We start from the raw sequence: 23,992 nt of genomic DNA on the forward strand, positions 1-23,992 counted from the left end.
TCCGGGACGATGCCTGAACTTCCCGAAGTCGAGACCGTCCGTTCCGGGCTCGCCGGCCAGATCACCGGTGCCCGGTTCGATCACGTCGAGGTGTTCCATCCGCGTGCCGCGCGGAACAACCAGGGTGGCCCCGAAGAGGTATCCGAGGTTCTCCGGGGCCGCACGGTCATGTCTGTGGAGCGTCGAGGAAAATTCCTCTGGATCGTGCTCTCCCCGGGAGGTTCCGCGCTTCTGGTGCACCTCGGTATGAGCGGACAGATGCTCATCAAAGATCCGGGAACCGGTCGATCTGATCCGGTCCGGAGACATCTGCGTGCTCAGGCGATTCTGGATGACGGCCGGGAGGTCTGGTTCGTCGATCAACGGACCTTCGGATACTGGTGTGTGGGGCCACTCGTCGACGGACGTGTGACTGTCGCCGGAACCGTGCCGAGAAAGGTGCCGCAGCGTGTGGCCCACATCGCGCCTGATCTGCTGGAACCGGATCTTGATCTCACGGCCGTTTCGGGCGTCCTCAAATCGAGGGATACTGAGGTCAAGCGGCTGCTGCTGACGCAGGAGATCGTCTCAGGGATCGGGAACATCTACGCCGACGAGATGCTGTGGCGGGCGCGGATACATCCCAGACAGCGCACCTCCCGCATGTCTCTGACGCGGATCACACACCTGTTGACGGCGGGGGCTGACGTGATGCGTGATGCACTCCGGCAGGGTGGGACGTCGTTTGATGCCCTGTACGTGAACGTGAACGGTGACTCAGGATATTTTGACCGTTCGCTCAATGTCTACGGTAGAACCGGGAGGGACTGTGTGCGCTGCGGTTTTCCCGTGACTCGTGAGCAGTTCATGAACCGGTCCAGTCATTTCTGCGGAAATTGTCAACGAAGATACTGACTTTTTGCCTAGTTTTAGGTTAACGTTTCTCCGCATGGAACAACTTCAGAACTTCATCGGCAAGTTCAACGACACATACTGGCAACTGGTCCTCGTTCTGCTCGTCGGCGCGGGGCTCTACTTCTGTTGGACCACCCTCGTGGTCCAACTGCGGTTCATCCCGGACATGTTCCGTTCGATCGTCGAGCGGGCCCCCGCTGAGAAGGGGCAGAAGAATATCTCGGCCTTCAAGGCGTTCACCGTCTCGGCGGCGTCCCGTGTCGGTACCGGCAACGTCGCCGGTGTCGCCATCGCCATCGCCGTGGGTGGTCCCGGAGCGGTGTTCTGGATGTGGATGCTCGCTGTCATCGGCGGTGCGACCTCATTCGTGGAGTCAACGCTCGCCCAGGTGTACAAGGTGCGGGACAAGGACTCGTTCCGTGGTGGCCCCGCCTACTACATCACCAAGGCGCTCGGTTGGCGCTGGTTGGCCGTCACCTTCGCGGTGCTGATCACCCTCACCTATGGCTTCGTATTCAACGCCGTGCAGTCGAACTCCATCGCCGCGTCGATGAGCACCTCCTTCGAGGCGTCCAACCCGACCGTCGTCAAGGTCATCGTCGGCGCCGTCCTCGCTCTGGTCACCGCAGCCGTGATCTTCGGTGGTATCCAGCGGATCGGTGCCGTCACCCAGATCATCGTTCCCATCATGGCGGTGGCCTACATCATCGTCGGATTCATCGTGGTCTTCATCCACATCGGCGAGGTTCCGGCGATGATCGGCAACATCTGGGCCGAGGCCTTCGGCTTCCGGTCGGTCTCCGGTGCCGCGATCGGCACCGTCATCATGAACGGCGTCCGCCGGGGCCTGTTCTCCAACGAAGCCGGTATGGGTTCCGTTCCTAACGCTGCGGCGACCGCAACGGTCTCGCACCCGGCGAAGCAGGGCCTCATCCAGACACTGGGTGTCTACTTCGACACCGTCGTCGTCTGCTCCGTCACCGCGTTCATCATCCTGCTGTCCAAGCCCGAGTACGGCGAGGGACACGGCGGCATGGAACTCACGCAGAACGCTCTCGCGGACAGCGTCGGCACGTGGGGAATCCACTTCCTCACCGTGATCATCATTTTCCTCGCGTTCTCTTCCGTGATCGGCAACTACTACTACGGCGAGGCCAACATCGAGTTCCTGACCGGGTCCAAGTCGGTCCTCAACGGTTTCCGTGGCCTCGTGGTTCTCTGCGTCTTCGCGGGCGCGCTCGGTTCCGTCCCGCTCGTCTGGGCACTGGCCGACACCTTCTCCGGCCTGATGGCCACAGCTAACCTCATCGCCATCATCCCGCTGGGTGGCGTGGCCGTTGCGCTGCTCAGGCACTTCTCGGAGCAGCGGGCGAAAGGCCTCAATCCCGTGTTCCACCGGGACGATCTGCCCAAGCTCCGTGGCTGGGAGAACATGGAGTGCTGGGACGGCACCGATGCCATCCTCCAGCGTGATGAGCGTTACGACGAGGTCTCGCGCCGTGTGAAGTAGGCGCAGCGATCTCCGTCAACGGGGCACCATCCGGTATGCCGGGTGGTGCCCCGTTCCGCGTGTCTATTCCTCGGTACAGTGAACGGCAGGACAGATCTTCACCACGCTGATGATCACGGAGGACTGGAAACGATGGGTGCAGGGGATACGACGAGGCTCACGGCATGGGTGCACGGACACGTCCAAGGGGTCGGGTTCCGTTGGTGGACCCGCTGCCAGGCGAAGGAACTCGGGCTCGCCGGTTCCGCGACCAACTATCCGGACGGGCGTGTGCTCGTCGTCGCGGAAGGGGATGAGCGGGCGTGCGTCGCGCTCCTCGATCGGCTCGCCGAGCAGCCCAGCACCACCCGACGCCCCGGGCGGGTCGACAAGGTGATCGACCAGTGGTCCGAGCCCCGGGGCGAATCGGGATTCACCGAACGATGAGGATACTGATGCGCCCGCTGATTCTCGCTTCGGTTGCGGTTGTCGCGATGCTCGCGGGATGCTCGCCGCAGGGTGCTGACACCGATCCAGCACGACCCGTATCATCGACCGCTTCAACTGCGGAGATCCCGGACGAAGGCGATGATGCGGGAACCGGTGTGGTGCCCCTCGCAGAGTATCCGGTGGACAGGGCACCCGACAGGATGCGCGATGAACACATCGCCCGCATCGAGGACCATGCGGTCATCGATCAGCGGACCATCCGGATCGCCGGGATGACGGGCACCGCGCGGTGTTTCGGAGTCCGACCCGTCGTGGACGAGACCGACAACGAGGTTCGGCTCGCGCTCGTCGCCGGAACCCTTCCGGGTACGGACGGCCCCTGTACCGAGGAGGCGCGCTTCGCCGCCGTCGATGTCCCGCTCTCCCGTGATCTGGGGGACCGGGAGATCGTGCTCCTCGACGAGCTGGAACCGGGGGAACTCACCCGAAACCGCTGACCGGGGCCGGTGCTACTATTTTCCGGTGCATCTGAAATCGCTGACGCTCAAGGGATTCAAGTCCTTCGCGTCTGCGACGACCCTGAAATTCGAACCGGGCATCTGCGCCGTCGTCGGCCCGAACGGGTCGGGTAAATCCAACGTCGTCGACGCGCTGGCGTGGGTTATGGGGGAGCAGGGCGCGAAAACCCTGCGCGGCGGGAAGATGGAGGACGTCATTTTCGCCGGGGCTGGCGACCGTAAACCGTTGGGCCGCGCCGAGGTCACCCTCACCATAGACAACGCCGACGGTGCCCTCGACATCGACTACTCCGAGGTCTCAGTCACCCGCCGGATGTTCCGCGACGGCGCGAGCGAGTACGAGATCAACGGGACGAAAGCCCGACTGATGGACATCCAGGAGCTGCTGTCCGACTCGGGCATCGGCCGGGAGATGCACGTTATCGTCGGGCAGGGGCGCCTCGCCCAGATCCTCGAAGCCAAACCGGAGGAGCGGCGCGCCTTCATCGAGGAAGCCGCCGGTGTGCTCAAGCACCGGAGACGTAAAGAGAAGGCGCACCGGAAACTCGTCGGCATGCAGGCGAACCTCGACCGGCTCACCGATCTCACCGGTGAGCTCAAACGTCAGTTGAAGCCGCTGGCCAGGCAGGCCGAGGCCGCGAAGCGCGCTGCGACGGTGCAGGCCGAACTCCGTGACGCCCGGCTCCGGCTCGCCGGTGACCGCCTGGTGCGGTTGCGCGCCGACGCCGAGGATGCCGAGGCAAAGGCGGAGCTGCTCGCCGCCCAGGTCCGCAGCGTCACCGAACAGCTTGAGGAAGCCACCGGCAGGCAGCTCGAGCTGGACGAGGAACTCGCCCGCATCACGCCCGAGGTCGAGGCCGCCCAGAACCTGTGGTTCACCCTGTCCGCGCTGGCCGAACGGGTGTCCGCGACGGTACGCATCGCCGCCGACCGCGCCGCGAACCAGGTTTCGGACATCAGCTACTCCGGCCCGGACCCCGATGATCTCGCCCGGCGCGCGGACCGCGCCGATGAGGAACTCGCTGGTCTCGAGGAGGCCGTCGAGATGGCCACCGAGCGCCTCGAATCCATCCGCGGGGAGGTCGAGGAACGCGAACAGACCGCCCGGGAACTCGAACGCGAGCACCTCGCGCAGATGCGGGCCATCGCGGATCGTCGTGAGGGCGTGGTCAGGCTCCTCGCCGCCGAGGAATCCCAGCGCAGCCAGATCGAGGCTGCCGATGCCGACATCGAGCGGCTCACCGAGCAACTCGAGGAGACCCTCGGGCGGGCCGATGCAGCCCGGGCCGAGGCCGAGGCGATCGCGTCCCGCATCAACGAGACGACCGGCGACCGCGAACCACTGGAACAGGCGCACACCCGAGCGTCCGCAGAGGCACAGGCCGCCGACGCGCGCCTCAACCAGTTACGGGACGCCGAACGCACCCTGGAACGTCGGGTGTCCTCGCTGACCTCCCGGATCGACACCCTCGAATCCACCGTGCCCACCGTCGACGCAGCCGAGCTACTCGGTGACGGCTTCGCACCCCTCGCCGCCCTCATCCACCCGGCTGCGGGAACGGAGAAAGCCGTCGCCGCGGCCCTCGGGACCGTTGCCGAAGCCGTCGCCGGAGACCTCGAAGAGAGCGTCCTCCGCCGCCTGTCCGACGCGAACATCCCCCGGACCACGCTCATCGACACGACCGGCACCGGAAGCGGGGATTGGCGCCTCGACACCGATCTGCCGCCCGGATGCTCCTGGCTCCTCGACCACCTGGAACTCGATCCCGGTGTCCGCGCAGCCGTCGTGAGGCTCCTCGTTGACGTCGTGCTCACCGATGATGAGGTGGCGGCACGGCAGGCGATCAGCGACGACCCCAGACTGAAGGCCGTCACCCGTGACGGAACACTCCGCGGACACGGCTGGCTGACCCTCGGCCAGGGAACCGGAACCGCCGTGGAGATCACCGCGCAGATCGATGCCGCCCGCGCGGAACTCGCCACCGCCGAGGCCGAACTCGCTGAACTCGCCGGGACACTCTCCGGCGCCGCAACAGCCGCGGAGGAGGCCCGCGTCGACGCGGCCGCCGCGAAAGCCGCCCTCCGCGAACACGACCGGGACCTCGAGACCCTCAACCGGGATGCGGCACGACTGGCCAAGAGCCACGACGCGGCTCGGGCCGAACACCAGCGCATGGCCTCGCGCGTCACCGCAGCAGAACTCCGCCGGAACGAACTCGCCGAACAGCTCGAGGAAACCCTCGACCGCCTGGCCCGCGTCGAGGACACCGACGAACCCGACGAACCCTCCACCGCAGCCCGCGACGAGGCGGCATCCGCCCTCGCCCAGATCAAGGCGATGGAGGTCGAGGCCCGTCTCGCGCTCCGCACCGCCGAGGAACGCACCGGGCAGGTGCGCGGGAAAGGCGATGCGCTGCGCCGTCAGGCGGAGCACGAACGGCAGGCGAAGGCCCGTCACGAGAAGGCGATGGCTGCCCGCCGGGCGGCGGCCGAACTCGCTGCCGCCGTGGAACGCGGTGCCCGTGAGGTCGCGGACCGCACCGCGGACGCCACCGCGCGGGCTGCAGCCCAGCGGGATGAGCTCAACTCGGCGCGGGCGGGTATCAGCACACGCCTCGCCCGGGCCAAGGACGAGGTCAACGCCGCCCGGATGCACCTCAACCGGCTCACCGACACCGCGCACGCCTCCGACATCGCCCGCAGCCAGGCGCAGGTGCGCATGGAACAGGCCGAGGAACAGATCACCGGGCAGCTCGGCCTCACCGTCGACGTGATCCTTGCCGACTACACCCCGGGGGAGGACTTCGACCGCGCCGCCGAACAGAAACGGCTCAAACAGGCGGAGAAGGATCTGGCGTCCCTCGGCAAGGTCAACCCGCTCGCCCTCGAGGAGTTCAAGGCCCTGGAGGAACGCTACGAGTACCTCTCCACGCAACTCTCCGATGTCGAACAGGCTCGCCGTGACCTGACCGGTGTGATCGAGGAGGTGGACGCCAAGATCCTCCAACTGTTCACCGACGCCTGGCGCGACGTTGAGGACGAGTTCCCCCGCGTCTTCGCAACTCTCTTCCCCGGCGGGGAGGGGCGGCTGGTGCTCACCGACCCCGACGACATGCTCACCACCGGCATCGAGGTGGAGGCCCGACCACCCGGGAAACGGGTCAAACGCCTCTCTCTGCTGTCCGGCGGGGAGAAGTCCCTCACTGCGCTGGCGATGCTCGTCGCGATCTTCCGCGCCCGGCCCAGTCCCTTCTACGTGATGGACGAGGTCGAGGCCGCCCTCGACGACGTGAACCTGCGCCGCCTGATCAACCTCTTCGAGGAACTGCGTGAATCCAGCCAGCTCATCGTGATCACCCACCAGAAGCCCACGATGGATGTCGCCAACGTGCTCTACGGGGTGACCATGCGCGGCGACGGAGTGACGCGGGTGATCAGCCAGCGCATGTCGCCCACCACGCGTGCACGGGACGGCGCCACCGAACCCGCCGACACCTCCACCTGAGCAACAAAACCAGCCGATCAGTGCAGTTGATCCGCGGTTTCGATGGTGCCCGCACGCGACATGGACGCGGGCGCTAGAATCAACTGGCCTGCTCGCCGCAGGCACACATCAACCGCCACACATTCCAAGGGGCACACACCACGTTATGAGCGGCAGCGCCAATCCGATCGCGGACCTGAACGATTCCCTCCTCGGCTGGGCCTCCCAGACCGAACTGAAACTTGCACAGGTCCTCGCTGACCGGGACCGGGTCACCGGAACAGGGCTGAAGTCCGATGACATCGAGTGCATCGAACGCTTCTACGGCACGTTCCTGTCGCGGCAGATGGCGGCGGGTGCGACACTCGACGCCCTGATGGATGTCACTCCGACAGTCGCCGTCGTCACGCTCGTTTCCCGGGCGGCACGGATGACCGACCAGACCAATTTCTTCGCCGAGTACCTCCACGGTCTCGGGCTCGCCCCGGCGAACGGACTCGACGAAGAGCTCTCGGGAATGACGATTGACCTTGTCCGCAGGGTCGGGCTGGTGGTTCCCGAGAAGCTGGATGACCCGGTGCTGCTGCTCTCCGCGCACGCCGGGATCACGGGTAATGAGGTTCCGGGGCTGCTGGAGCTTCTCGACGTCCTGCAGGACGCAGGGCATGAACTCACCGGTGCAGGCATCGTGGACATGCTCGCGGACGGCAGTTACGTGGAATCCTTGCCCGCCGAGGACGAGGAATCCGACGGGGAGCTTCTTCCGGTCACCGCCGGTGTCGCCGCAGCGGCACCCGAGATGCTCACCGATGTCATCACCCGGGTCATCGACCTGCGCGAACTGACCCGGACCGATCCCCTCGGATGGCGTGCGCTGGACACCGGGCGGGACAGCCGGAACAACGGATCACTCCCCGTCCTCCTGCGGGGAGCGCTCGCCGCAGAGCTTCGGGAACGCCCCGTCGGGACGGAGAACCGGGGGTCCGCCGTCGGCGTGGCCACCCGCGAACACACCCCCCGCATCATCTTCGACGCAGTACGCGGCAAGGTGTGTCTCCGGCTTCCGGAGCAGGCGCTGCCTGAAGGACAGGACGCCGAGGTCCAGTGGCGCGTATCGGTCGACGGCACGACCCGGATCTACCGGACCGGCCGAAGCTGGGGCGAAACCGGAGGATACTCCGAGCTGCTCGATCTCCACGTTGAACGTCAGCTCCGTGAACTCACCGTGGCGGACATCACCAACGAGACGACCTGGGTCGTGCCGGTCGTCGACTCCGAGGATCCCGTCCTCGTGTTCTCGGTGAAGGGACAGAACCTCACCGAACTCGCCTCCCTGCACCACCCCGAACTCATCGTCGTCACCCCCGATGACTCCCGACTCGTCGATGTCGTCACCGGCGACGACATCCCGGTCATCTCATCCGGGACCGTCGACGGCTGGGCCGGCTGGACCGCGCGCCGCGTGGACACCTCCCAGGCCGCGTCACTCCAGGTGCTACGGCCGGGCCAGACCCCCTCACCGATGCACAACGTGCGCTGCGTCGACCCCCGTCAGCGGGTCATGTTCCGCGACCCCGCCGCACCGGTGGCCGACCTCCGCAGCCTCGGCGGACTGCCCATCCACTCCGCGTCACTCCTCGCCGAGTTCCCGCCCACGGTTTCCGGGGCCGAGGAAACCTGGTGGCTGTCCATCTCCGCATACGCGGGAACCGGGCACGCCGGCGATGAGGTCGCACCCGCCGAACCGCTCATCATCCCCGCCGAAGGTGGCGTCTTCGACATCTTCGACCCCGAACTCTACGACGCACCCTGGGTCGGGGAATACCTCGTCCGACTACGCGGCCCCCGCAATGAATCCTTCCGCCATGAATACGCCATCGTGGAAGGCCTGAACGCCTCCACCGACATCCACGGAGCCTGCCGTTCCGTCCGCATCCCGGCCGCGGGAGGCCTCAGCGAAGCGAGCTGCACCGTCCGCGCAGGGGCCAAACCGTTCACCGCGCAGCCCCGCACCATCCACGTCGACCCGGAGGAAGCCGGCGGCGGCACCGTCATCACCACCGACGAAGGCGATGCGATGCCCCTGCGGTTCACCCCGCCCCGCCTGACTTTCGAGGTGCCCCTGACCACCCAGCCGCCGATGTGGCGCACCACCCGCCTCATCTGTGGTGCCCGCCAGTTCGACGCAGACGGTACCCTCCGAATCCGGGCCACCGGGGAACTCGGCGATCCGAAGGTCACCGTCCGCAACCACCACGGCGCACCACTGCGCACCGTGCGGCTCACCGCAGAGGACGGTCGCACCTACACCGCGCCCATGACGCAGCTCGCCGCGTCTACCGCCGTTCTACCCGGCGGGCGCATGGAGTTCGAGTGGACCGACCCCCGCAGCGACCGGCGGGTCTCCGTCAACCTCGCCCTCATCGATTCCACCCCGCACGCCACCGGCGTCACGGTGGAGGACGGTCACCTGGTGTTCGAGGGGCTCGCCCGCGACCGGAATCTCGCGGCCTGGGTGTGGCCGGCAGCCGCGCCGTGGGTGTTCGGCCGCACCATCCCCGTCACCGGCCAGCGCACCGAACTACCGGCTGACCTCGTGGACGCGGGCGATCTCACCGTCCAACTCCACTCCGCCGACCCGTTCTCCGTTCTCCGCGCGCCCATCGTCCCCGGATCCACCGCATTCACCGTGGCCCAGTCCGGGCACTACACGGGAAGCAGCGAACCACTGAACGAACTCTCCGCGTTCCTCTCCGGAGACTCCGACACAGCCCCCACCGACACCTCCGTCATGCCCGTACTCTGGGACTTCCTCGCCGGATTTACACCCGAGGTCACGGCGCCCACCGATCCGGAAAACGAAGCGGCAAACGCAGCCATCCAACTCCGCAGGGCGGTCAGCACCGCACTCGCGGCGAACCCGGCGGCCGCGCTCGCCGGACTCTCCGCATCCCTCGTTCCCAGCGAAGCGCAACCCGGAAAGGTCGTCGTCTCCGGGCTCGTCCACGGCCCCTTCGCAGCACCCGCCGCCGACGCAGACGATGGCACGGATGCCGACGCAGCCGACGCCGACGCAGACGATGGCACGGATGCCGACGCAGCCGACGCCGACGCAGACGATGCGCAGGACACGGACGTCGCCATCCACCGAACCGCGTGGATCGGAACCCTCGAACTCCTGGCGCAGCTCCCCGCCGTCCACACCGCAGTCGAAGAGGGCGAACCGCGTGCCCGACTCCGCGCCCTGCTCGACCGGCTGGCGGAGGTCGCCGGAAAGCGGCTCGTGGAGACCCTGTCCACGGGACGCGACGCCACCCTCGACACCGCGTGCATCGACCAGTCCACCGTCCAGATCGCCCAGATGGACGAGGCCCAGCAGGAATCACTGCTCAAGATGTTCTTCGCCCAGGCCGAGATCGTCCCCGGCCCCATCATGGACGACAGCGCCCGGCTCCTCGCCGTGTTCGAGACGTTCAACAAACGCCACGAACTCAACGCCTTGCTCGCCGACCGTGAGATGGTCACCTCCGCCGCGGCCCTGATGAAGGCGATGCGAGGTGCGAACCGGCGTCTGTACTCCTCGGCCCGGGTGCGCTTCGACAAACTGGAGGGCGTGGACACCGACTCCGGCGCGAACACCTGGGCACTCGCCCCCGTCGTGTCCCTCGTCTTCGCACTCGCCGCCCGCATGCACGCCCACGGGCTGATGGGTAAATCCAAACTACTCACCGCGGCGACCCCCGGATGGAGCCGCCTCGCCGACCTCACCCCGGACCTCGTCACCGGCGACCTCATCGCCGCCGAGGCGATGGTCCTCGCCGTCACGAACCCCGGGATCGGGGACTAGGGGAGGGAGGTCCATCTGCGTCGGTGGTGGCGGTCGATGGTTGACCGCCACCACTTCGTGCACGGTCAGGACGTGGAAGAATCCGCCGGTTTGCGCAGGATGCCCGCGACACCGGCCAGGAAGATCGTGAGCAAGATCCAGGAAAGCCCGGCGGTGAACGCAAGACTCAGGCGCAGCCAGATCGGGGTGTCATCAGCCAGCGAACATTTGGTTGTCGCCCCGGGGAAACTCGGGATCGCGTTCTTTCCCGCGTATTCGGTGATCCGCCATCCGTCCCGGCAGACGTCCCACACCTGATCCGCAGCCTCCAAGTGGTCGGCCTGCCACCGCGTCAGTAGCCACGTCAACCCGAACAGAAGCACGATCCATACCAGTGCGTACCAGGGACGTTCGCCGTATCCACTCGTCACATGCAGCATCCACCGCCCCGGCCGGGACTTGAGCGGCATATTGTTCGTCACCTGACTGTGCGAATACACCCGAAGATGACGCGAATGATGGGGGAGACCAACACGATCGAAATACCGCGCCAACTCCATGAACGGTTGGGGGGAGAACTCATTGTCCGGTGTTGTGGCGAGCCACTTCTTGGCGGTCTCCGGATTAGAGTGTAGAGATCCTTCTATTGAATTCACCTTCCAGCCGGTCGCCAGAATTTTTCCATGCCTGGGTTCAATCACGTCTGGGGTTCGAAGGTATGAAATCCTGGTATTCGCCAGGCTGATTTTCCGATCAACGGTCTTGTAGTTAAGGAATAGATGGGTGATGGTGGCGCTGTCGAGTGTGAGGGCGTGGCCTTCGGGGTTTGTCAGTGTTGCATCGGTGAGGTTGAGTTGTCCGTTGATGGTGGCGCCAAGGGCGCGGACTTCGCCTTTGGCTTCGAGATTTTTGGCGAGCAGATCGGTGATGGTGGCGCCGTTGAGTGTGAGGGCGTGGCCGTGTGGGTTGGTTAGTGTTGTGTCGGTGAGGTTGAGTTGTCCGTTGATGGTGGCGTCAGGGGCGCGGACTTCGCCTTTGGCTTCGAGATTTTTGGCGAGCAGATCGGTGATGGTGGCGCTGTCGAGTGTGAGGGCTGGGCCTTCGGGGTTTGTCAGTGTTGCGTCGGTGAGGTTGAGTTGTCCGTTGATGGTGGCGCTTGGGGCGCGGACTTCGCCTTCGGCTTCGAGCTTTCTGGCGAATAGGCCGCCGGTGATGGTGGCGCTGTCGAGTGTGAGGGCGTGGCCTTCGGGGTTTGTCAGTGTTGCGTCGGTGAGGTCGAGTTGTCCGTTGATGGTGGCGCCAAGGGCGCGGACTTCGCCTTCGGCTTCGAGCTTTTCGGCGAGCAGATCGGTGATGGTGGCGCTGTCGAGTGTGAGGGCTGGGCCTTCGGGGTTTGTCAGTGTTGCGTCGGTGAGGTCGAGTTGTCCGTTGATGGTGGCGCCAAGGGCGCAGACTTCGCCTTCGGCTTCGAGTTTCTCAGCGAACAGGTTGCCGGTGATGGTGGCGCTGTCGAGTGTGAGGGCTGGGCCTTCGGGGTTTGTCAGTGTTGCGTCGGTGAGGTCGAGTTGTCCGTTGATGGTGGCGCCAAGGGCGCGGACTTCGCCTTCGGCTTCGAGTTTCTCAGCGAACAGGTTGCCGGTGATGGTGGCGCTGTCGAGTGTGAGGGCTGGGCCTTCGGGGTTTGTCAGTGTTGCGTCGGTGAGGACGAGTTGTCCGTTGATGGTGGCGCCAAGGGCGCGGACTTCGCCTTCGGCTTCGAGCTTTCTGGCGAGCAGATCGGTGATGGTGGCGCCGTTGAGTGTGAGGGCGAGGCCTTCGGGGTTTGTCAGTGTTGTGTCGGTGAGGTTGAGTTGTCCGTTGATGGTGGCGCTTGGGGCGCGGACTTCGCCTTTGGCTTCGAGCTTTTCAGCGAACAGGCTGCCAGTGATGGTGGCGCCGTCGAGTGTGAGGGCGTGGCCGTGTGGGTTGGTTAGTGTTGTGTCGGTGAGGTTGAGTTGTCCGTTGATGGTGGCGTCAGGGGCGCGGACTTCGCCTTCGGCTTTGAGCTTTCTGGCGAATAGGCCGCCGGTGATGGTGGCGCCGTCGAGTGTGAGGGCGCGCCACAATGGGTTGCTTAATGTTGAGTGCTTGACAATAAAAAAGCAGTCAATTTCGGCCCGGTATGCAAGAAACCCGCCGGAGATATGAAGATTTGAAGCGCGTAGTCCTTTTGTTATCTTCGCGCCAGCCAAATTGAGTGCTGGTTCGATTGCGCTATTGATGTTGGTTTTCTCAATGATGAATGAACCATCGATGCAGGAAAGTTCCAGGCTGATTGATGGTGCTGTGCATTCGCTGAAATAAAGGGAATGGAAGTTCGCGTACTCCGCCTCCACGGGGAGTGGAAACGTGCAGTCCTCGAACCTGACGTCATGGTTTATCGTGTAGTTGTTCAGCTTCAGCCCGCCTGCGAAATAGGCGCCCTGGATCGTCAACCCATCGGGGTGGGGTGTGATGTCGGGATCGCGGAGCACCTCGAGCAGGGCTGTGGTGAAGTCGAGCCAGGCCCCAACATCGGGTTTCTCGCCGGGTGTACAGATCAGCGCTTTGCCCGTTCGCAGTGCGTCGTAAATGTCGCCCCTGCTGGGTACATGTGTACTCACCTTGCAGAGTATAGAGCTGTGAACGTGCTTTCGGGGAGATGTTTGAAGCATTCGGGAGGGGCCGTTCCCACCCATCCGCAGAATCAGATGATCGGCGACTGTGATCGGTCGACATCTCTCCGGCGAGGCGTCACGAGCGCACGTCTCCCGGATGTGAAACCATGTACGCATGGACAACCTGCAGAACGTGATGGATCAGTTCGCCACGAACCCGACCTACCAGATCATCGCCGGCGTCGTGCTGGTGCTGCTCATCCTCATACTTCTCATCGTCTGGGGCCTGAAACGCAAGAAAGCCAAGACGATCAGCTTCGGTGAGGAGGAGGCCGAGGAGCCGAAGGAGCTCACCCAGGCGGAGAAATCGGGTAACTACACCCCGCAGGGCGGCTTCAACTTCGCCCCTGCGGTGAAGGAGAAGAAGGCGGAGCCGCAGCCGGTGCAGCGCAGTAGCGCCGCGACGCCGGAGAAGCCTGCTACGTCGCAGGCTGAGGCCGCCGCGCCCCTTCCGGATCGGGATCGCGAACAGACTCCGGCCCCGTCGAACCCGGTAGCCGAGGAACAAGCACCGCAGGTCACGCCGATTCCCGCCCCATCCCCGGAAGCACAGCCGGTGTGTGAACCCGAGCCGGAGCCCGCACCTGAACCACAGCAGCACTCCGAACCGCAGCGCACCCCGGCACCGCCGACGGACGCGGCACCCGTCTCTGATCCCCAGGTCCCGGGACAGTCCTCTGAAGCGGGGGAGATCCCGGTCCACCGGTTGGCATCCGGTGAGTCAGTGACGCCAATTCCGGCCCCGGCTCAGAACGAGACGATCGAGCGAAAAGCCGACACCACCGACGAGCCGTCCGACGCTGAACCCGCAGCCCTGATCTTCAGGGATCTCGCAGATGACACCGAGGCGGTCGACGCCGACACCTTCGCCGACGAGGACGACAAAGCCGACACCGCGGAGGAACCGGAGAGCGTCGAGGAAGCCACCGACGACGATCCGCGCGTGATCGAGGCCGCCGCAGCGGCCGAGTCCGCGCAGGCCGCCGCCGAGGCTGCGGAGGCCGCGCTCGTCGAGACGCCCGCCCCCGTAGAACCCGCACAGCCGGAATCGGTGGATGCCGCCACGCAGCGCAACATCGACGAGATAGCCCCCGCGGAGGGCAGGCTCGGCAAGTTGCGGGGAAAGCTGGCCCGGTCGCAGAACGTCATCGGTCAGGGCGTGCTCGGCATCCTCTCTGCCGGTGACCTGGATGAGGACGCGTGGGAGGAGATCGAGGACACGCTGCTCATGGCGGACCTCGGCACGCCGACGACGATGCGGGTCGTCGACCAGCTCCGGGACAAGATCGCAGCGCGCGGTGTGTCCAGCGAGGCGGAGGCCCGTGCCATGCTGCGTGAGACCCTAATCAAGGCATGTAAGCCCGAACTGGACCGCTCGATCCGTGCGATGCCGGCAGACGGCAAGCCCGCCGTGGTTCTCGTCGTCGGCGTCAACGGCACGGGTAAGACCACCACGACCGGCAAGCTCGCCCGGGTGCTCGTGTCGATGGGGCACAACGTGCTGCTCGGCGCCGCCGATACCTTCCGTGCCGCCGCCGCCGACCAGCTCGAGACTTGGGGTCGCCGGGTTGGCGCGCAGACGGTGCGCGGTAAGGAAGGCGCGGACCCGGCGTCCGTCGCCTTCGACGCCGTCGCCCGTGGCGTCGATGAGGGCGTCGACGTGGTGCTCATCGACACGGCCGGTCGCCTGCACACCTCCACCGGTCTGATGGACCAGCTCGGCAAGGTCAAGCGCGTCGTGGAGAAGAAGACCCACGTCGACGAGGTCCTGCTCGTGCTGGACGCGACGGTCGGGCAGAACGGCCTGACCCAGGCCCGTATTTTCCGCGACGTCGTCGACATTACCGGTGTGGTTCTGACGAAGCTGGACGGTACCGCCAAGGGCGGCATCGTGTTCCAGGTCCAGGAGGAACTCGGTGTTCCGGTCAAGCTCGTCGGACTCGGTGAGGGCGCGGACCACCTGGCGCCGTTCGAGCCGGAGAGCTTCGTCGACGCCCTGCTCGGCTAGAAGCGCATGGGCAACTCGGGACAGAGTTGAATGATGGGGTAGAGAGACGCCCCGGGAAGCACCTGCTTCCCGGGGCGTCTTGCACTCAAACCGCGCTAGCACACGGTTGATGTGGGGGTTGATCAGCGGGCGGAGGAACCACCGGGGATCAACTTGGCGATCTGCGGCGGAAGAACCGTGGAGGTGAGGAAGTGGAACAAGCTGCCGAAGATGGTCACCATGACGCCGAGGAAGGAGAAGATTCCCGTGAACGTCGAACCGGTGGACGTGGAACCCGAGAAGATCGTTGACCCGTCCGATTTACCGGAGCTGGTCTCGCCACCGGACATCGGCGGGATGTGGATGAGGTTCTTCGGGGTGAGTTTGACGATGGAGTCCTTGTCGGCTGCGTTGCCGATGGCGGGCTTGTTCACGACATAGACGGTGCCCTTGCCGTCGGTCGCCAGATGGTTCGGATTAAAACCAACATCCAGGTTGGCGACGACCTCAAAGGTCTTGGCATTGATGACGGTCGCGCTCCGGCTGCCCCGGTTGATCACGTAGACGCGGTCAGTCACCGCGTCGTAGAGTGCGTCCAGAGAGCCTGCGCCGGTGCGGATGGTCTTCAACAGTGCGCCGGTGTTGATGTCGAAGACATCGACGGAGGACGGGATCTGGCTGGCGACGAACAGATGACCACGCCTGGTGTCGAGGCCCACGCCGCCACCACGATAGGCCTCGGCGTTCGGGAGGTTGACGATGTCGGCCTGGCCGGTTTCGACGCTGATCTTGGCGGCCTTGCCCGTCTTGAAGCTCACGGTGTAGATGGATTTGGTTGCGGCATCGAAGCGCAGTTCCATGTGACCGGAGAATCCGGGAGTCTGCAGCGGGCTGCGAACGTCCAGTGAGTCGCCGCCGAATACGACGATCTCTTCTTTACCGCTGGTGGGAATGGATACGTATGCGTAGCCGGTGCTCTCATCGACGGCGACGGCGCGCGGGTGGGGGGCGAGGCCTTTATCGAATGCCTTGAGTAGTTCACCTGTGACGGTGGAGTACACGGAGACCGAGTCATTGAGGGTGTTGGTGACCCACAGGCGATCACGCACATCATCGACTGCGACGCCGAACACACCTGCCGCGGGGGAGCTCATACCCTGCGCATCGACGGTGGCGAATTCCTTCTCGGGCTCCAGGGTTTCAGGATTGACCTTGAAGATGGAGGAGGTCTGGTCGCCGAAGTTGTTGCGGGTAACGAACACGGCATGCTGCTTTGCGGAGTAGGCCATCTGGTAGAGGCCGGGGCCGAGTTCGCGGGAGGAGACGTTGTACTGGTCGGAACCAAACAGTCCTAGTCCGGGGGCGATGGTCCCGGTCTTGGCCAGTGTGACGTCAGCGTCGGACCCGGCGACGCGGACGGTCACCGCGATCTTCTTGCCGATGAGTGAATCATCTGCGGGGATGCTCAGGTCGGGAACGGTGATCGTGCCGCTTTCCGGAACGGTGAAGGTAGTTCCTGCGGGAAGCCAGTTGGCGCCGTCGACTCCGATGGCGGTGATGGTGGAGCCGGGCTTCAGGGTGCGGACCGTGACTGCGAGGTCCGTGGCCCCCACGGAGAGGTTTTCCACATCAGGGGCGTCTGTACTGCCGAAGGAAACAGCCGGTTCGAGGTACGCGGAGGCTGCAGCTTTCGTTTCTCCAGCGGTGAGGGTCACCGTATGCTCGGTTCCACCGAAGAACGTGTCTGCGGGGCCCACAACGCGGCCCTTATATTCACCATTCTCATCTGCGGTGGCGGTTGAGACCACCGTGGAACCGCCCGCGTGGAATCCGGCCTCGGTGTCGTCGATCCCGGCGGTCAGCGTCGCACCGGGGGCGAATCCGGTCGCCTTGACCTCGAAGACACTGGCGACGATTCCGTTCCGGGCGGTGATAAAGGTACGGGAAACAGAAACGGCAGCCTCCGCTGTGGTTTCCAGGTTCGCCGGTGCCGGATTCTCTTCTGCGGCTGCACGTGACTCGTTGACGGCTTCACTGGTGGGAGTGGATTCCGCCTCCTGGGCCAGTGCATTCGGGGTTACGACCGCCATGCCTGCGGAGAGCAGTGCGGCGGTGGTGATCGCCGCGATGCTGCGGCGGCCGATGAGACGGTGGGTGGATAGGGACACAGATAACTCCAAGGCTCGAGGGGGTAAGGATAAATGACTGTCTAATTTAGGGAAGGCATCCCTATCTAAAGACGTTAGGGGAAATGTAGCGTTCTTCCCCCGGTCTGGCAATGCCTCGGAACTGGGGACAACCGTGGCTGCTCTCTCTTGTCCCTCCCGTGTTCGGTCTGGGTGTTTCTGACATGGTGAAACCTCCCTCCTCCGGTGGTGCTGGAGGAGGGAGGTGATGGGATGTGTACACCCGCCCGTCGGTGCTGGTTCGTGCTAGCGGTCGGGCGTGGCGATTACTTCTTCAGCCAGGGAATGAGGTTGGTGATCTCGGTGGGGAGGGTGGCTGAGGTGATGAGATGGAACAAGCTGCCGAGGACTGCGGCAAGGGCTCCCAGGATCGCGATGACGCCCACTGTCGATCCTGCGGTGGATCCGGCGACGGATCCGGCCATGGAGCCCGCTGGCGTGGAACTACCGGTGCTTCCGGGGATCGGGGTTTCGGTGATCGGTTCGATCTTGAAGATGGAGTCAGCAGTGCCGTAGTTGCCGCTGGTCGGCTTGTTCACCCCGTAGATGGTGCCCTTATCGTTGGTCGCGAGATCATTCGGATAGAAGCCGACGTCCAGATTTCCGGTGATCTCCAAGGTTTCTGCATTGAGGACAGTGACGGTGCCGCTGCCGCGGTTGACTACGAAGACACGGTCGCTGGCGGGATCGTAGATGGCGTCGAGAGGGTTTGCGCCGGTGACGATGGTAGAGATGACGGAACCGTCGGAAAGGTCGATGACATCGACGGTGGAGGGGTTCTGGTTGGCGACGAACAGGTGGTTGCGTTTGGTGTCTAAGGCGACTCCGCCGCCTCTGGGGGTGTCATCGCCGGGGAGATCGTAGACGGTGGTGGCGCCGTCAGAGATCGAGATGCGGGCGGCCTTGCCGTTCTTGAATCCGACCGTGTAGATAACCTGCGCCTCGGAGTCGAAGCGCAGTTCCATCGCTCCTGAGAATCCGGGGGTCGCGAGGGAATCCATCTGAGTGAGGGTGTTTCCATCGAATACCGCGATAGATTCCTCGGAGGAGGTTGGGGTGGAGACGTATGCACGTCCGGTGGCTTCGTCAACGGCGATGGCGCGCGGATGGGGTACGGATCCCGCGGGGAATTCCTTCAGTAGTTCACCGGAAGTGGCGGAGTATGCGCTGACGGAGTCGTTGAGGGTGTTGGTCACCCAGAGGATGTCGCGAGCGTCATCGATGGCGAGTCCGAAGACCTTGGCGGCATCCGTTCCCGTTGTGCCGTCGGCGGTGACTGGGGTGTAAGTGGCCTCGATGTCGAGGGTGTCGGCGTTGACCTTGTAGATCGAGGTGGGATTCTCTGATCCGAAGAACTGGGAGCGGGTGACGAACAGTGCGTTCTGTTTGGCGGAGTAGGCGACCTGATAGAGGCCGGGGCCCAGTTCCTTTGAGGTGACGGCGAATCCGTCGGTGTTTTTCAGTGGGGAAGCGGGGGAGATCGTCGCGGTGTCATCGAAGGTGGTCTCCGTCTCGGACCCGGAGACTCTGGCTGTGACGGACAATTCCTGCCCGATCAGCGCGGGGTCATTCGGGATGGAGAGCCCGGGGATCGTGAGGTTGCCGCTGTCATCGACGGTGTGTGTGACACCGTCGGCGAGCAGGTTGAGATCGCCGGCGCTGACGCGGGTGATGACGGAACCGGGCTTGAGGTTGAGAATGTGGATGGCGAGATCCGTGGTACCGATGGCGGTGTTCTCCACTTCGGGGGCTTCTGTGCTACCGAAGGTGATCTGTGGGTCGAGCTGTTCATCCGCGCTGACCGTGTTCGTGCCGTCAGAGAGAGTGACCGTGTGCTGGACGCCACCTGCGACAGCGGGCGCCATTCCGACGACGCGGCCGGTGTAGGTACCGTCCTCGTTGACTGTTGCGGTGGGTGCGATATTCAGGCCACCCGCGTGGAACCCGACGGGTTCACCGTCGATCAGCGCTGTCAGCGTGGCACCGGGGGTGAGGTTCGTCGCGGTGACCTCGAAGACGGCGGCGGTGATGTTTCCGGCGGGGTAGGTGTAGGAATACCTAATTGTTACCGCAGCCGTGGAAGCGTCGGTTTCTGCCGCGATGACCTGCGGCGCGGTGACTGTGGTGATGCCGGTGGAGAGGAGCGCGGCGGTTGCGAGCGCCGCGATGGCACGACGTCCGAGCGTGGTGTGGTTCAGTGTGTGGGCCAAGGGGGACTCCAGAGGTAGGAAATGAACGGACATGCTGCAGGCAAGTGATGTACAGAGCCTCACCTAACTTAAGTCAAGGTAATTCCACCACTGTGTTGTTGCAAGTGTGCGGCAACCTTTGTGGGAGGGGTTGGGCCTGTCGATGTCATGTTTCCTGTGTCGCACGGGGGCCGACCGGTCGGACGGGGGTAAAACCTGTCCAGTTATAGAAAGCTAAACCTGTCGAGCTATAGTTAGGGTTGTGCCGCGGATGTCCGCCGTCACAATCGACTACACGCAGGGGTCGGTACCGCCATGCCGACCCGCGTCTGACCAGGAGGCCCCCGTGACCCCAGACATGACAATGGCAGCATCAGGAAATGCCTCGTGGATCCTTATCTCCGCGTCTCTCGTCTTGCTCATGACCCCGGCCCTGTCACTGTTTTACGGTGGCATGTCAAGCCAGAAGTCCGTGCTCAACATGATGATGATGTCCTTCGGTTCGCTCGCGGTAGTCACCGTCATGTACGTCCTCATCGGGTGGTCGATGTCCTACGGAACCCAGTCGCTTGGTGGTTTCGTCGCGAATCCGTTCCAGTACTTCGGTCTGAAGGATTCGATCGTCACCCCTGATGGAAGCTACATTGAGGGCGCCAATGGATATGCGAACGTGCTTGATATCGGATTCCAGCTCACCTTCGCCGTAATCTCCTGTGCCCTCATCTCCGGTGCATTGGCTGATCGCGTGAAGTTCACCCCGTGGCTGATCTTCACCGCGTTGTGGGCAACCTTCGCCTACTTCCCACTCGCTCACATGGTGTGGGGTGGCGGCCTGCTCAGTCACCATGACGGCAGCCTGTCCGCCCGACTCTTCGGAACCGTTATTGACGACGGTGAGAAGATCGCCCGAATTGCCCCCATCGACTTCGCGGGGGGCACCGTCGTCCACATTTCGGCAGGTACCGCAGCGCTGGTACTTGCGATCATCGTCGGACACCGGCGCACCTTCCTGAAGAGTGTGCAGCGTCCTCACAACCTACCCATGGTGATGATGGGTGCAGGCCTTCTGTGGTTCGGCTGGTTCGGATTTAACGCGGGATCCGCTTTTGCCGCAGACGGTACAGCGGGTCTGGCCTGGCTCAACACCACGGCCGCTGCAGCGGCCGGTATCGGTGGCTGGTTGATTGTGGAGCGCATTCGGGATGGTCGGGCGACCTCCCTCGGAGCCGCTTCGGGTGTCGTTGCCGGGTTGGTTGCCATCACTCCGGCTGCTGGTGCTCTCACCCCGGTGACTTCACTGATCCTGGGGGTCGTGGGCGGCGGACTGGCCGCACTCGGGGTCGGGCTCAAGTACCGCTTCAAGTTCGATGACTCACTTGATGTCGTCGGTGTCCACCTCGTTGCAGGTCTCTGGGGGACGGTTGGTGTCGGTCTCCTCGCTACCGATGTCGGCTGGTTTACCGGAGGCGGATGGGCAGGATTCCAGTTGTTCATCATCCAGATCCTCGTTGCGCTCGCTGCGATGGTGCTCTCCGGGCTCGTCACGGTAGTCATCGCCGTCGCTATCAAGGCCACCATCGGTTGGCGTATCGACCCGGAGGATGAGCATAACGGCATCGACTTCGCCCTCCATGGCGAATCCGCGTATGAGCAGGCCGGTGGACACGTCCGCTGAGTCTGTCCGACCCGCCTGCCACGGGCGGTAGAGTGTCCGGGAGAACCAGCGCCCGGACCTCCAGCAACGCTTCCCACAGCGATTTCCCCAGGAGAATCAGATGAAACTCGTCACCGCCATTGTCAAACCCTTCACACTCAATGACATCAAGAACGCTCTCGAACAGATCGGCGTCCACGGAATGACCGTGACCGAGACGCAGGGCTTCGGCCAGCAGAAGGGGCATACTGAGGTCTACCGTGGAGCGGAATACGCCGTTGACTTCGTACCGAAGATCCGAATTGAGATCGTCACCACCGAGGACCGCACCGAGGATGCCGTCACGGCCATCGTTGAAGCTGCCCGGACCGGTAAAATCGGTGACGGAAAGGTCTGGGTCACTCCGGTCGATGAGATCATCCGCGTCCGTACGGGTGAACGCGGAACTGACGCGATCTAGGAAGCAGTGGTGCAGGACATGCCTGTGGAACGTCCGGTGCAACCCAGCGCGCCGGAGCTCCGGGAAAAGGCGTTCACCCGGGCGCTGGGAATCATCGGAAACATCGATGTTCCAGCCGGTTGTGCCCTGGCGGCCACCGGATCTTTGGCCCGTGGAGAGCTTACGCCACAGTCGGATATCGACCTGATGCTCCTGCACACCGGCTCTCCGCCACCTGAAGCTGCGGAGATTTGGTATCCGGTGTGGGATGCCCACATCCGGCTCGATCATTCGGTACGGACTCCGGATGACTGCGTGAGTATCGTTGCCGAGGACACCACCGCGGCGCTCGGGTTACTGGATTTGTGTCATCTCGCCGGGGATGAGGATCTCCTCGCCGACGCCCGCCACCGGGTTCTGAACCAGTGGCGGCGCACACTACCCAAACGTTTCAACCACATCACCGACACAGCTATCGAGAGGTGGCGCAGATCAGGGTCCGTCGTCGCGATGACCCACCCCGATCTCAAACATGGCCGAGGTGGACTTCGGGACGGGGAACTGATCAATGCACTTGCTCTGGGGAATCTGTGCGACGCGCCACCACTTGCGGAACAGCGTGGCCTGCTGCTTGACATCCGGACCCTGCTGCATGACGAGGCTCGCCGTCCCCGGGATGTTCTCGACCCTGAGTTCGCCCACGACATAGCCCTACGACTCGGCTATCCGGACCGCTACGAGCTCGCCCGTGCGATTGCCCGCGCAGCTCGGGCGACCGATGACGCCCTGACCTCGGCGTTGGCTACCGCACGTTCGATCCTCCCGACGCCGGGCGGTATCCGGCGTACCCCCCGGCGTCCTCTCGACGTCGACGTCGTTGACGGGGGCGGATACATCACACTGTCCCGTGATCCTGACATGGATGACCCGTGCCTCGTGCTGAGAGTTGCAGCAGCAGCCGCACGGACGGGGCTTCAGGTACCCGACGCGGTCTGGCAGCGATTGACCCGTGTTCCCGCACTTCCCGACCCGTGGCCGGCTCATGCGGCTGACGATTTCGTGGCGCTACTGGCATCCCCGGAGCACACCGAGACGATCATTGATGGGATGGACAGGCATGGCCTCTGGACACCCCTGGTGCCCGAATGGTCCCGGATCCGTGGACTCATGCCCCGCGAACGCAGTCACGTGCACACCATTGACCGCCATCTGATTGCCACCGTCCGTAGCTGCGCGGAAACCACGGTGACGGTGGCCCGCCCGGACCTGCTGCTCCTCGCCGCACTGCTCCATGACATCGGTAAAGGAACGCGGCGACCACATTCTCAGGTGGGGGCGGAGATCATCGCCCGGATGACGGCGCGCATGGGGCTCGGATTTCGGGATCGCTGCTGTGCCCAGAACCTTGTTGCACAGCACACAACGCTGATGGCGTTCGCGTTGCGCAGGGATCCGACGGATCCGGAGACGGTCCGCGCGCTTCTCGACGCCGTCGGCTACGACCTCCTGACCCTCGACCTGCTGCAGCAGCTCACCCGTGCGGATGCCCTCTCGACGGGTCCAGGGGTATGGACGCCCCGCGTGGCACAAGCTGTGAACTGTCTCGCTGAGGGAGCCAGGCGGGCGCTTACCGCTGTTGTAGCCACCCGCCCGTTCGTCACAGCTCCCACGCCCCTCGGACTGATGCCCCGGGAGAACGGAGAACTCCGGGTGCACTGGCGGGGCGGCTATCAGCGTGAAATCGTCCGTATCCTCGCCCTCATCGCGGCAAAGGGGTGGAACATTCAGGGATCACGGATGGTGAGTGATCCCGCTGACGGAAGTTGTCGGGCGGAGTTCGACGTTCGACCGCGTGCTGTGAAGCGCCCGGCGGACATTGATGAGGGGGCGTTTATCCAGGCCTACGCGTCAGGCGTGTTCTCTACGCTTCCGGAGGTCCGTCCAGCGGCCACAGCGACGGCCTGGACTGGCCGTACGCTGGAAGTCCGTACTGTCGACCGTCCTGGGGTCATCGGAGCGGTGATGAGCGTTTTGCCCGAGATCGACTGGATGGAGGCAGCTACGCCCGGAGCCACGATGGTCGCCCGGTTCCGGTTGCGGGGCGGAACTGCGGATCGTGCGCGTATCGAACGGGATGTCAATCGGGTACTCAACGCTGCTTAGCGTGGCGGGAGTGTCGG

At 64.3% G+C, this 23,992-nt stretch carries 13 protein-coding genes; 10 read left to right on the forward strand and 3 right to left on the reverse strand.

Annotation, left to right across the window (positions count from 1 at the left end; genetic code table 11):
* Positions 1–9: 9 nt before the first annotated feature.
* The 6 genes from mutM to QWU44_RS01225 all read left to right on the forward strand — a co-directional run bounded on the left by mutM (position 10) and on the right by QWU44_RS01225 (position 10,682).
* Positions 10–894, forward strand: coding sequence for a bifunctional DNA-formamidopyrimidine glycosylase/DNA-(apurinic or apyrimidinic site) lyase (gene mutM, locus QWU44_RS01200; protein WP_370913890.1), 885 nt, complete (start codon positions 10–12; stop codon positions 892–894).
* A 34-nt stretch (positions 895–928) separates the two neighbouring features.
* The gene (locus QWU44_RS01205; protein ID WP_198736204.1) at positions 929–2,404 is read left to right on the forward strand and encodes a sodium:alanine symporter family protein; all 1,476 of its coding nucleotides are present in this window, start codon (positions 929–931) and stop codon (positions 2,402–2,404) included.
* 132 nt (positions 2,405–2,536) lie between these two features.
* Positions 2,537–2,830: an acylphosphatase gene (locus tag QWU44_RS01210; RefSeq protein ID WP_198736203.1), complete on the forward strand. Its 294-nt coding sequence runs from the start codon at positions 2,537–2,539 to the stop codon at positions 2,828–2,830.
* A gap of 8 nt (positions 2,831–2,838) precedes the next feature.
* Complete coding sequence (locus QWU44_RS01215; protein WP_370913891.1) at positions 2,839–3,330, forward strand: hypothetical protein; 492 nt, start codon at positions 2,839–2,841, stop codon at positions 3,328–3,330.
* Between the two features lie 25 nt (positions 3,331–3,355).
* Positions 3,356–6,856: a chromosome segregation protein SMC gene (gene smc, locus QWU44_RS01220; RefSeq protein WP_370913892.1), complete on the forward strand. Its 3,501-nt coding sequence runs from the start codon at positions 3,356–3,358 to the stop codon at positions 6,854–6,856.
* A gap of 145 nt (positions 6,857–7,001) precedes the next feature.
* Positions 7,002–10,682, forward strand: coding sequence for a hypothetical protein (locus QWU44_RS01225; protein WP_370913893.1), 3,681 nt, complete (start codon positions 7,002–7,004; stop codon positions 10,680–10,682).
* Between the two features lie 65 nt (positions 10,683–10,747).
* On the opposite strand, the gene QWU44_RS01230 is transcribed toward QWU44_RS01225, so the two are convergent.
* A complete protein-coding gene (locus tag QWU44_RS01230; protein WP_370913894.1) occupies positions 10,748–13,303 on the reverse strand; it encodes a hypothetical protein in 2,556 nt (851 codons plus the stop codon).
* A 169-nt stretch (positions 13,304–13,472) separates the two neighbouring features.
* Here QWU44_RS01230 and ftsY point away from each other — a divergent pair, with 169 nt between their 5' ends.
* Entirely contained in the window at positions 13,473–15,365 is a 1,893-nt protein-coding gene (gene ftsY, locus QWU44_RS01235; RefSeq protein ID WP_370913895.1) for a signal recognition particle-docking protein FtsY, read from the forward strand.
* Between the two features lie 122 nt (positions 15,366–15,487).
* Here ftsY and QWU44_RS01240 read toward each other — a convergent pair whose 3' ends face one another.
* Together QWU44_RS01240 and QWU44_RS01245 are read right to left on the reverse strand one after the other, a co-directional pair.
* Positions 15,488–17,512 (reverse strand): YncE family protein, encoded by a 2,025-nt coding sequence (locus QWU44_RS01240; RefSeq protein ID WP_370913896.1) that lies wholly within the window; start codon positions 17,510–17,512, stop codon positions 15,488–15,490.
* Positions 17,513–17,796: 284 nt separating this feature from the next.
* A complete protein-coding gene (locus tag QWU44_RS01245; RefSeq protein WP_370913897.1) occupies positions 17,797–19,740 on the reverse strand; it encodes a hypothetical protein in 1,944 nt (647 codons plus the stop codon).
* Between the two features lie 337 nt (positions 19,741–20,077).
* Between QWU44_RS01245 and QWU44_RS01250 the strand changes: the two genes are divergently transcribed.
* From QWU44_RS01250 to QWU44_RS01260, 3 genes are all read left to right on the forward strand, one after another.
* On the forward strand, positions 20,078–21,394 hold the full coding sequence (locus tag QWU44_RS01250; RefSeq protein WP_370914281.1) for an ammonium transporter: 1,317 nt from the start codon (positions 20,078–20,080) through the stop codon (positions 21,392–21,394).
* Between the two features lie 100 nt (positions 21,395–21,494).
* Positions 21,495–21,833: a P-II family nitrogen regulator gene (locus QWU44_RS01255; protein WP_370913898.1), complete on the forward strand. Its 339-nt coding sequence runs from the start codon at positions 21,495–21,497 to the stop codon at positions 21,831–21,833.
* Between the two features lie 18 nt (positions 21,834–21,851).
* Positions 21,852–23,975, forward strand: coding sequence for a [protein-PII] uridylyltransferase (locus QWU44_RS01260; protein WP_370913899.1), 2,124 nt, complete (start codon positions 21,852–21,854; stop codon positions 23,973–23,975).
* The last annotated feature ends 17 nt before the right edge of the window (positions 23,976–23,992 follow it).

The organism is Corynebacterium sp. CCM 9203, from assembly GCF_041357675.1.
Taxonomy (GTDB): Bacteria; Actinomycetota; Actinomycetes; order Mycobacteriales; family Mycobacteriaceae; genus Corynebacterium.

What these genes read in the sequence shown, in the direction of transcription:
- QWU44_RS01205 (WP_198736204.1), top strand. Translation starts at nt 929, where the DNA reads ATGGAACAACTTCAGAACTTCATCGGCAAGTTCAACGACACATACTGG.
- ftsY (WP_370913895.1), top strand. Translation starts at nt 13,473, where the DNA reads ATGGACAACCTGCAGAACGTGATGGATCAGTTCGCCACGAACCCGACC.
- QWU44_RS01260 (WP_370913899.1), top strand. Translation starts at nt 21,852, where the DNA reads ATGCCTGTGGAACGTCCGGTGCAACCCAGCGCGCCGGAGCTCCGGGAA.
- mutM (WP_370913890.1), top strand. Translation starts at nt 10, where the DNA reads ATGCCTGAACTTCCCGAAGTCGAGACCGTCCGTTCCGGGCTCGCCGGC.
- QWU44_RS01255 (WP_370913898.1), top strand. Translation starts at nt 21,495, where the DNA reads ATGAAACTCGTCACCGCCATTGTCAAACCCTTCACACTCAATGACATC.
- QWU44_RS01215 (WP_370913891.1), top strand. Translation starts at nt 2,839, where the DNA reads ATGCGCCCGCTGATTCTCGCTTCGGTTGCGGTTGTCGCGATGCTCGCG.
- QWU44_RS01225 (WP_370913893.1), top strand. Translation starts at nt 7,002, where the DNA reads ATGAGCGGCAGCGCCAATCCGATCGCGGACCTGAACGATTCCCTCCTC.
- QWU44_RS01250 (WP_370914281.1), top strand. Translation starts at nt 20,078, where the DNA reads ATGACAATGGCAGCATCAGGAAATGCCTCGTGGATCCTTATCTCCGCG.
- QWU44_RS01210 (WP_198736203.1), top strand. Translation starts at nt 2,537, where the DNA reads ATGGGTGCAGGGGATACGACGAGGCTCACGGCATGGGTGCACGGACAC.